This is a genomic window from Fusibacter sp. (assembly GCF_057447755.1).
On sequence record NZ_JBVBZF010000440.1, the window covers coordinates 1 to 2,382 of the forward strand.

At 39.5% G+C, this 2,382-nt stretch carries 2 protein-coding genes; both read left to right on the plus strand.

Annotated elements, in window-relative coordinates; all coding sequences use genetic code 11:
• Nucleotides 1-1,470: DNA mismatch repair protein MutS (gene mutS / locus AC220I_RS21385; RefSeq protein WP_486725897.1), on the plus strand; the 1,470-nt coding region annotated here is incomplete at its 5' end.
• Nucleotides 1,471-1,474: 4 nt separating this feature from the next.
• On the plus strand, nucleotides 1,475-2,382 hold a 908-nt coding region (gene mutL, locus AC220I_RS21390), incomplete at its 3' end, for a DNA mismatch repair endonuclease MutL (protein ID WP_486725898.1).

Sequence of the window (2,382 nt, forward strand, 5' to 3'; positions counted from 1 at the left end):
AAGACCATTTATGATGACATCGACAGTTTGACTGATGTGTATCAATTGATTGAAGATGCCATTGTTGAGGAACCGCCATATACTTTAAAAGATGGTGGCGTTATTAAGACCACTTATAACCAAGAGCTCGAAAAGCTACGTGATGCCGTAATCAATGGCAAACAGTGGATACTGGATATTGAAAACAAGGAAAAAGAAAGAACGGGCATAAAAACCCTCAAAATAGGATTTAACAAGGTCTTTGGTTATTATATAGAAATTTCCAAGGGCAGTGCTAAGCTTGCACCAGAGTCTTATATCAGAAAACAAACGCTTGCCAATGCAGAGCGTTATATCACACCAGAGCTTAAGGAAATTGAAGAGACAGTCCTTCATGCAGAAGAGAAGATTGGTAGACTGGAAAGTGAACTCTTTAGTCAATTAAAGCAGGAAATTATGGTGCATATAGAGCGTATACAAAAGACTGCTTATGCTGTTGCATCCCTTGATGCATTGGTTTCTTTCGCAGAGGTAAGCTATCGTTATGGTTACGTCATGCCTAAGATATCTAAGAAGCAAGTACTCAACATTAAAAATGGACGTCACCCAGTGATTGAGCGAATTTTCAATGACGAACTCTTTATACCCAATGATACTTTACTGGATCAAGATGACCATCAGTTTTACATTATCACAGGGCCAAACATGGCAGGTAAATCCACTTATCTCAGACAAGTGGCACTGATCACCTTAATGGCACAAATAGGCTGTTTTGTACCAGCTGAAAAAGCTGAAATTGGCATTGTCGATCGAATTTTCACAAGAGTTGGTGCATCAGATGACCTGTCGCAGGGCCAGAGTACCTTCATGGTGGAAATGAATGAACTTGCAAATATCCTCAATAATGCATCACCAAGGGCCTTGATCATTCTCGATGAAATCGGAAGAGGGACGAGTACCTATGATGGTTTAAGTATTGCTTGGAGTGTGGTTGAATACATTTCAAAGCTTAAAACAAAGGCCCTTTTTGCAACCCATTATCACGAACTCACAGAACTTGAAGGGAAACTTCATGGGGTGTGCAACTTTAGGATATCCGTTAAAGAATCCAAGGATGATATCTTATTCCTTAGAAAGATTGAACGTGGTGGTGCCAATCAAAGTTTTGGGATTCAGGTTGCCAAACTAGCAGGCGTTCCAACACCAGTGATTGAACGTGCTAAGGAGATCCTGGCAAAGCTTGAAGTCAATGATATCAATAACAATATTAACAATTTGAATGCCCTTGATGCTTCCGCTGAAGCTGCATCAAAAGGACCATCTTTGAATACAAATCAAATCTCCATGGATTTTAATGGTGAAAAAAGTGCTTATGTCATAGATGAAGCACTCTTTAAGTACCTTGAAAACGTCGAGGTGGAACAACTCACGCCGATAGAAGCCATGAATACACTCTATCAAATCGTCAGCCAGTTTAAAAATAGGAAGTGATTAGATGAATCAAAGTACACGTCTTAATACCAATCGCATAATGAGATTAGATGAAGTCACAGCCAGTAAAATCGCTGCTGGTGAGGTTGTTGAAAAACCTGCAATGGTGGTTAAAGAGCTTGTTGAGAATGCTGTGGACGCAGGTGCTACAGAAATCATTATAGACATCAAGAAGGGCGGCAAGAAGCTCATTCGAGTTGTTGATAATGGCAGTGGTATTCATCGTGACGATGTGGATTTGATGTTCGAACGTCATGCCACAAGTAAAATTAGAAAAATTGATGATTTATATAAGACGCTTTCTCTTGGTTTTAGAGGTGAAGCCCTTGCCAGTATTTGTGCCGTTGCCAATGTAGAAGTCATCACCATGCAGGAATCTGACGATTATGGCATCAAGGTAGAAGCATCTGGTGGTGCCATCGTAAACAAGAGTGAAATGGGTGCCAAACGGGGTACCAGTATCGTCGTAAGAGACTTGTTTTACAACACACCTGCCAGACTTAAATTTTTGAAAAGTGACGCTGTTGAAACCAAGCACATATCAGAAATTATGGGGCATTTAGCATTGTCACATCCTGAAATTGCCTTTAAGTACACAACGGATGATCAGTTGGTATTTAGGACACCAGGAGATCAAAAGCTTGAAAATACTATTTTTTCTATCTATGATCGAACCTTGATTAAGCATTTGTTTGAAATAAAAGATGAGTATGATTTTTTAAAGCTCAAGGGCTACATTTCTACCTTTGACTATACAAAGGGCACACGCCAGCAACAGATCGTATTCGTCAATGGACGATATGTGAAAAGTGATATCATTAAGGATGCCATCCAATTGGCATATAAGCCTTATTTGATGAATAACAGATATCCTGTGTGCTTTTTATTCCTTGAAATAGATCCAGATAAAAT